Origin of the sequence: Pseudomonas sp. ATCC PTA-122608 (genome assembly GCF_001952855.1) — a bacterium.
Taxonomy (GTDB): Bacteria; Pseudomonadota; Gammaproteobacteria; order Pseudomonadales; family Pseudomonadaceae; genus Aquipseudomonas.
Map to the genome: position 1 here is coordinate 193,683 of NZ_LPNO01000055.1, position 7,014 is coordinate 200,696.

Annotated in this window: 7 protein-coding genes; all 7 read right to left on the reverse strand. The window is 59.5% G+C overall.

From position 1 onward, the window contains the following. Positions 1-117 precede the first annotated feature (117 nt). On the reverse strand, positions 118-993 hold the full coding sequence (locus AU074_RS32670; protein WP_076018208.1) for a transporter substrate-binding domain-containing protein: 876 nt from the start codon (positions 991-993) through the stop codon (positions 118-120). Further along, on the reverse strand, positions 990-1,766 hold the full coding sequence (locus AU074_RS32675) for an amino acid ABC transporter ATP-binding protein (RefSeq protein ID WP_076018209.1): 777 nt from the start codon (positions 1,764-1,766) through the stop codon (positions 990-992). Before AU074_RS32675 ends, AU074_RS32670 begins: the two co-directional genes overlap by 4 nt. After that, positions 1,763-2,422, reverse strand: coding sequence for an amino acid ABC transporter permease (locus tag AU074_RS32680; RefSeq protein WP_063033610.1), 660 nt, complete (start codon positions 2,420-2,422; stop codon positions 1,763-1,765). The genes AU074_RS32675 and AU074_RS32680 overlap by 4 nt, the downstream gene beginning before the upstream one ends. Further along, the gene (locus tag AU074_RS32685; RefSeq protein WP_063033611.1) at positions 2,403-3,068 is read right to left on the reverse strand and encodes an amino acid ABC transporter permease; all 666 of its coding nucleotides are present in this window, start codon (positions 3,066-3,068) and stop codon (positions 2,403-2,405) included. The genes AU074_RS32680 and AU074_RS32685 overlap by 20 nt, the downstream gene beginning before the upstream one ends. A 560-nt stretch (positions 3,069-3,628) precedes the next feature. Further along, positions 3,629-4,411, reverse strand: coding sequence for a MetQ/NlpA family ABC transporter substrate-binding protein (locus tag AU074_RS32690; protein ID WP_010168878.1), 783 nt, complete (start codon positions 4,409-4,411; stop codon positions 3,629-3,631). 148 nt (positions 4,412-4,559) lie between these two features. After that, positions 4,560-5,486: a sigma 54-interacting transcriptional regulator gene (locus tag AU074_RS32695; RefSeq protein ID WP_076018210.1), complete on the reverse strand. Its 927-nt coding sequence runs from the start codon at positions 5,484-5,486 to the stop codon at positions 4,560-4,562. Positions 5,487-5,534: 48 nt separating this feature from the next. Next, positions 5,535-6,116, reverse strand: coding sequence for an alpha/beta hydrolase (locus AU074_RS32700; protein WP_010168877.1), 582 nt, complete (start codon positions 6,114-6,116; stop codon positions 5,535-5,537). Positions 6,117-7,014 lie beyond the last annotated feature (898 nt).

The following is a 7,014-nucleotide window of genomic DNA, read 5'->3' on the forward strand; positions in this document are numbered from 1 at the left end:
CTCTTCGCGAGCAAGCCCGCTCCCACATTTGTCCGCATTCCAAAGGTGGAACTCGGCCGAATGTGGGAGCGGGCTTGCTCGCGAAGACGGTAGATCAGTCACTCAATAGCTAACTGATCAGCCCTGCCACTTCCCGCCTTCAACAATCACACTCTCAGGCTTGGTGTCATCGCTCAGTTCCTTGCGAACATACTGGTCATACAGCTTGAGCAGATACTTCTCCTCGCCCAGCTTGGCCAGCTCGGCATTCACCCAATCCCGCAGTTCGATGTTGCCCTTCTTCACCGCCGGTGCAATCGGTGCCTCGTCCCCCAGTTTCTGCTCCAGCACACGGTAGCCCGGGTTCTGCTTGGCCCAGCTGAACAGCACCAGGTTGTCTTGGGCATAGGCATCACCACGGCCGGCCGACAGCGCTTGCAGCGATTCGGAGTTTTTCTCGAACTTCAGCAGTTTCCAGTCCGGGTGGTTCTTGGTCAGCCAGATATCCGCGGTTGTACCGGTGGTGACGATGGTGGTGCGGGTCGCCAGGTCGTCCAGGTCTTTCACCGGGCTGGCGTTGGCCACCAGTGCCTGCACTGCCACTTTCAGGTTCGGGTTGGTGAAGTCCACCGCTTCCTTGCGCTCAGGCGTCACGGTCATGTTCGCGAGGATCAGGTCGACCTTGTCGCTTTGCAGGAACGGGATGCGGCTCGCCGGTTCCACGGCAACGAATTCAACCTTGTTCTCGTCGCCCAGCAGGTCCTTGGCGAAGCGGCGGCCGATGTCGGTATCGAAGCCGACGTAGCGGCCGGACTCATCCACAAAACCAAACGGCGGCTTGTCGGTAAACACGCCGACGATCAGCTTGTCCCGCGCCTTGATCTTGTCGATGTAGCTCACCGCAGCCGGTGCCGGAGTGGCCGCAGCGGCCGTCTTGGCGGGCTCTTCGGTTTTATTGCAGCCGGCCAGCAAAGCGAGGCCGAACAGGGGGAATAACAACTTGGCAGTTTTCATAGCAGCTCCAATTCCTTGGTTCTTTTGGGCAGTGTTGAAACGAAGGAGAACTTCTCCAGGAACTGCTGCGCGCGTGCGGTTTGCGGGTTCGTAAAGAATGCCTCGGGGGTGTTTTGTTCGAGGATGCGGCCAGCCTCCATGAACACCACGCGGTCGGCGACGGCGCGGGCGAAGGCCATTTCATGGGTAACGATCAGCAGGGTCATGCCGTCCCGGGCCAGGCCCTGGATCACTTCCAGTACTTCCTTGACCATTTCCGGGTCGAGGGCAGCGGTGACTTCGTCAAACAGCATGACCTGAGGGTTCATGCACAACGAGCGGACGATGGCGATGCGTTGCTGCTGGCCGCCCGAGAGCTGGCGCGGATAGGCGTCACGCTTGTCTGAGAGGCCCACCCGTTCCAGCAGCTTTTCGGCTTGAGTACGGGCCTCACGGGGCTCGCGTTTTTGCACTTTCAACGGGCCGAGCAAAATGTTGTCGAGCACGCTCATGTGCGGAAACAGGTGATAACTCTGGAACACCATGCCCACGTCCTGGCGCACCTGGCGCCAGTCGGTGGCCTTGTCCAGCAGCTCCTTGCCGGCAAAACGCAGGCTGCCACTGTGGGCCACTTCCAGGCCATTGAGGCACCGCAGCAAGGTGCTTTTGCCGCAACCGCTGGGGCCGAGGATCACCACCACTTCGCCGCTTTGTACGCTCAGGTCGATGCCCTTGAGCACCTGCTGGTCGCCGAAGTATTTGTTGAAACCCTGAAACTCGATCAATGCGCTCATGCTTGGGCCCAGCGCCGTTCCAGCACCTTGGAGGCGGCCGACAACGGGTAGCAGATAAAGAAGAAAAACAGGAACAGCGCGCCGTAGATCAACACTGACTCGTAGGTGCGCTCGATGATTTGCTGGCCAACCTTGATCACGTCCACCACACCGATCAGCACCGCCAGGGAACTGGTCTTGATGATGCGGGTGTAGACGTTGATGGTCGGCGGGGTCATGCGTTTCAGGGCCTGGGGCAGCAGCACGTAGCCGTACAGCTGCGGGTCCGACAGGCCAATCGACAGGCCGGCTTCACGCTGGCCACGGGGCAACGAATGCAAGGCACCGCGCACCACTTCGCCGACTTCACTGGCGCCCCACAGCGACAACACCAGCACCGCGCACCAAAAGCTCGGGATACTCAGGCCAAAGAAAATCGGCAGGCCGAAGAACAGCAGGTACAGCCACACCAGCACCGGGATAGCGCGGAACAGCTCCAGGTAAATTCGCAGCACCAGGTTGATCGCTTTTGAATTCAGCGTGCGCAGCACGCCATACAACACGCCGCCGACGGTACTGAAGGCAATGCTCAAGAATGAGATCGACAGGGTTTGCGCAGCGCCCTTGCCCAGTTGCGGCAACGACACCCAGAGTAACTCAAGACCCGAACTGGCCATGCTGGAGCCTCCTTTCAAGGCGGCTGAGCAGCAGCGACAACGGCAGGAATAACAGCACGCAGATCAGCGTCAGCACTGCGAGCATTTCGTAGGTTTTGTAATAGAGGGCGATGTAGCTTTTGGTGGTGTAGAGAATTTCCGGCACCGCCACCGCCGACACGATGGTGGTTTCCTTGAGCAGGAAAATGAAGTTCGCAAACAGCGCCGGCAGGCTGAGGATCCCCGCCTGGGGCAGGATCACATGCCGCAGCAGCTGCCAGTGGGACAGGCCGATGGACTTGCCCGACTCGATCTGCGCCAGCGGCACCGCCTCGACCCCGGCGCGCAGCACTTCCGTGAGGTAGGCGCCGCCGAGAAAGGTCATGGTGATGATCGCCGCCCAGAACCCGGAAATGTTCAAGCCCAGGGCCGGCAACGCGAAGTAGACGAAAAACAGTTGGATCAGCAGCGGTGTGTTGCGCGCCAGTTCGACGTACAGCGCCACCAGGCGCCAGACGTAGGGCGTGCGAAATACCAGCAGCGCAGCATTGATCAAGGCCACCACTAACGAGGTGCCGATGGCGATCAGGCCGACTTGCAAGGTCACGCCCACGGCCTTGAGAAACGCAGGCAGCGTGCTGAGGATAAATGCGTAATCGAAGGTCATCTGAAATCCCTGACGCCGCAGGGGTAATGCGGCGTTGGTGCGGTCCGGTTCAGCGTGGGTAACGCCGAGTAGCGCCGACTTTAAAGGTATAAAAAGTAAAATTTAAATACCGAAATAGCATATTGATATCACCCAAATAGATAACCGGCGGATTCGCGGTGCAGGCGGATGACAGCTACTGTTCCCGGGAAGGTAGGAAGCGTCTTTTTATCGGTGCTGCACTTCAGGGATAGGCAGCGCATGGCCAGACTGAGGGCCAATCAACAGGCGAGGGAATGAGCGATGACAAAAGCAAAACCGATTGATCCGCAGGAGCTGGTGAAGTGGCTGGTGGCGCTGCGCAGGGCCATTAACAGCCGAAATATCTGAGCTGACGCTGTACCCAATGTGGGAGCGGGCTTGCTCGCGAATACGGTTTATCAGTCAGCAGATGTGTTGGCTGACCCAGCGCATTCGCGAGCAAGCCCGCTCCCACATTTCGATTGCATTCCAGCCATAAAAAACGCCGACGCTGTAGAAGCCGTCGGCGTTTAAACCTTGAAGGAGGTTTTGGGGCTCGATCAGAACGCCGGCACGACGGCGCCGTTGTATTTCTTCTCGATGAAAGCTTTTACTTCAGGGCTGGTCAGAGCTTTGGCCAGCTTCTGGATCGCGTCGCTGTCTTTGTTGTCCGGGCGGGCAACCAGGAAGTTCACGTACGGCGACTTGGCGTCTTCGATGATCAGTGCGTCCTTGGCCGGGTTCAGACCCGCTTCCAGGGCGTAGTTAGTGTTGATCAGGTCCAGGTCAACCTGGTCCAGTACGCGCGGCAGCAGCGCCGATTCCAGCTCTTTGAATTTCAGGTTTTTCGGGTTGCTGGCGATGTCTTTCGGCGTGGCCAGGGCGTTGGTTGGATCTTTCAGGGTGATCACGCCAGCCTTTTGCAGCAGCAGCAAGGCACGACCGGAGTTGCTGCCTTCGTTCGGGATGGCCACGGTGGCGCCATCTTTCAGCTCAGAGATATTTTTGATCTTTTTCGAGTAACCACCGAAGGGTTCAACGTGCACACCGATGACGGTGACCAGGTTGGTGCCTTTACCCTTGTTGAAGTTTTCCAGGTACGGCAGGGTCTGGAAGTAGTTGGCGTCCAGACGCTTCTCGGCCACCTGCACGTTCGGCTGCACGTAGTCGGTGAAGACTTTGATTTCCAGGTCCACGCCTTCTTTGGCCAGGGTCGGCTTGACCAGTTCAAGGATCTCGGCATGCGGGATCGGGGTAGCGGCTACCACCAGTTTCTCGTTGGCCTGGGCGAAGCTTGCAGTCAGGGCAGCCGCCAGTGCGGTAAACAACAGAACCTTTTTCATGCAGTGTCCTTATCGAAAATCCGGGTCGTCTGGGACGGCCGCTTTTTTAGTGGATGCCAGCGAAGTGCTATCGCGGCGTGGAGCGGACAATACCGAGGTTTTTTATTCCAGAACAATACTTTTTATTCACTTTGATATTCCATTTTGCTCATACAGACCCCAACCCTTTCAATAGACGCTTCAACGCATCACGTTCAGCCTCGGTGCCGCTGCTGAGGATCTGTCGCGCCTGGTGTTCGATCTGCGCCACCGACGGCAGCGGCAGGTTCAAATGCTCCGGCAAAATCTCGTCGCCACTGCTGACCAACAGGGCAAAGTGAATCACGTTCTCCAACTCCCGGGTGTTTCCCGGCCAGGTGTGATGCTCCAACACGCGCTGGGCCTCGTCGCTGATCAGCGGCACCGGCAGGTCGAGGCGCTGGCTGTAGATGCCAAGGAAATACTCGGCCAGTGACAGGATATCGCCCACCCGCTCGCGCAGTGCCGGCAACTCCAACTGGCCTTCGCTGAGGTAATGGAACAAGCGCTCGTGAAACTTGCCGGCCGCTACGGCCTGGGCGAGGTCGATACTGGTGGCCGCCACCAGCCGCACATCCACCGGGCTTGGCTGATGGGCCCCGACGCGAGTGACTTCGTGGTTTTCCAACGCCGCCAGCAACTTGACCTGGATCGGCAACGGCAGGTCGCCGATTTCATCCAGGTACAACGTGCCGCCGTTGGCCGAGCCAAACCAGCCGGCACGGCTACTGGCTGCACCGCTGTGGCTGCCTGCGGCATAGCCGAACAACTCGGCGTCGGCGTAAGTCGGGCTGATGGCGCCGCAATTGACCGAGACAAACAAACCGGTACGGTCGCTGCCACGGTGAATATGCCGCGCGAGCAATTCCTTGCCGCTGCCGGTTTCACCGCGGATCAACACGGGCAAAGCACGGGGGGCGAGGTTTTCGAGGTCTTCGCGCAGTTGCCGCGAACGTGGGTCGACAAATACCAGCGCCTTGGCACGAATGCTCAGGGGGCTTTTTTCGGCGTCGGGGAAGGTCAGCAGGGGCTGACCGAAGGTTTCATGCAGGCTCATGGCAGACTCCCGCCCCATCCACGAAGGGGAAGGGGCGTTTAAAAAATTTTATGCACGGCGCCGGGAGTGATGTTCCAGGCGATTTTGCAGGCGATAGAGGTAGGCGAAACCCTGTTCCCAGCGTTGATGGCCGGACTTCACGTTGATATGCCCGGCCCCTGCGAGAATCCCCGCTTCGGCGCCCCAGTTACGCGCCAGTTCCAGGGCGCGGGTGGCGCTGACGGCGCTGTCGTTGTCGGAGCTGACGACCTGGCTTGGGAACGGCAGCAGGTCACTGGGGATGGGCGCAAAGTTACGCAGGGCGGGAGCGCAGGCAGGGCGTTCGACATCGGCCGGGGCCACCAGCAGAGCGCCGCGTACCTGACGCAGGAACTGCACCGGTGCGGTGGCGGCCCAATGGGCGACGGTGATGCAGCCCAGGCTGTGGGCGATCAGAATCACCGGGGTGCTGTCGGCGGCGATGGCTTCGGCCAGGGCAGCCACCCAGTCTTCGCGGCGCGGGGTGAGCCAGTCGGCCTGCTCCACGCGCGCGCTGTTGGGCAGGCTGTTCTGCCAATGACTTTGCCAATGATCTTCTGGCGATCCTTGCCAGCCCGGCACGATCAGATAACGAATCGACTCGCTGTGCATGGGTGTGCCCTCCTGCAGCGTTTAACGTTGTGGGTCAGTATAGGCACGGGGTATATATTCGTTAAGGAATAAGAAGCTATTTATTAATAACCAAAATGGTTGTTTTAGGGGGGGTGGGGGGGATTTAGGGGGTTGGGGGTACATATCCGTTATTTAGGTAACGGCTTCGATTGGTTCCGCTCTTACAGCGGCTCACTTTTGAAAAGCGCAAAAGTAAGCAAAACGCTCTTGCCCCACCACTCGGCACCTCGCTTGGGCTCGGTGTGCCCGCACTCCGGCAGCACGAAGCGGGCCGCCGCGACGGGGCGTCCCTGCCCCGTCGCGGCTAAACCGGCGTCCTGCCGGTTTACCCGCTCCGTACTGCCTGCGTTCGGCCAGCGTGGTTTAACGGGGCGCCTAAGATCAAGATCAAAAGCAGATCAAGGGCACAGCGGCCTACAGGCCGGCTTGAGTGTGGTGAAGCAACAGCAACAGCAAAATCAGAAGCTAAAGCGGGCACGGTTCAAATGTGGGAGCGGGCTTGCTCGCGAAGGTCGTTAACGATGACGCTGGCATCCTGGATGAACGCGGCGGTCTCAGGTTTTTCGCGAGCAAGCTCGCTCCTACAGAGAAGGAAGCCGGCCGGGAGGCCGCTGTGCTCTTGATCTGCTTTTGATCTGACTGCCCCATTCAGCCCGAGGCCGAACGCAGGTATTGCGGAGCGGGTAAACCGGCAGGACGCCGGTTTAGCCGCGCCGGGCCATGGATGGCCCGTCGCGGCGGCCCGCGGAGTAATGCCGGAGTGAGGGAACACCGAGCCTAGGCGAGGTGCCGACAGGCGGGGCAGAGCGTTTTGGTTACTTTTGCGCTTTTCAAAAGTGACCCGCTGTAAGAGCGGAACCCTAGGTGGCCGTTACCT

What these genes read in the sequence shown, in the direction of transcription:
- AU074_RS32690 (WP_010168878.1), bottom strand. Translation starts at nt 4,411, where the DNA reads ATGAAAAAGGTTCTGTTGTTTACCGCACTGGCGGCTGCCCTGACTGCA.
- AU074_RS32695 (WP_076018210.1), bottom strand. Translation starts at nt 5,486, where the DNA reads ATGAGCCTGCATGAAACCTTCGGTCAGCCCCTGCTGACCTTCCCCGAC.
- AU074_RS32700 (WP_010168877.1), bottom strand. Translation starts at nt 6,116, where the DNA reads ATGCACAGCGAGTCGATTCGTTATCTGATCGTGCCGGGCTGGCAAGGA.
- AU074_RS32675 (WP_076018209.1), bottom strand. Translation starts at nt 1,766, where the DNA reads ATGAGCGCATTGATCGAGTTTCAGGGTTTCAACAAATACTTCGGCGAC.
- AU074_RS32685 (WP_063033611.1), bottom strand. Translation starts at nt 3,068, where the DNA reads ATGACCTTCGATTACGCATTTATCCTCAGCACGCTGCCTGCGTTTCTC.
- AU074_RS32670 (WP_076018208.1), bottom strand. Translation starts at nt 993, where the DNA reads ATGAAAACTGCCAAGTTGTTATTCCCCCTGTTCGGCCTCGCTTTGCTG.
- AU074_RS32680 (WP_063033610.1), bottom strand. Translation starts at nt 2,422, where the DNA reads ATGGCCAGTTCGGGTCTTGAGTTACTCTGGGTGTCGTTGCCGCAACTG.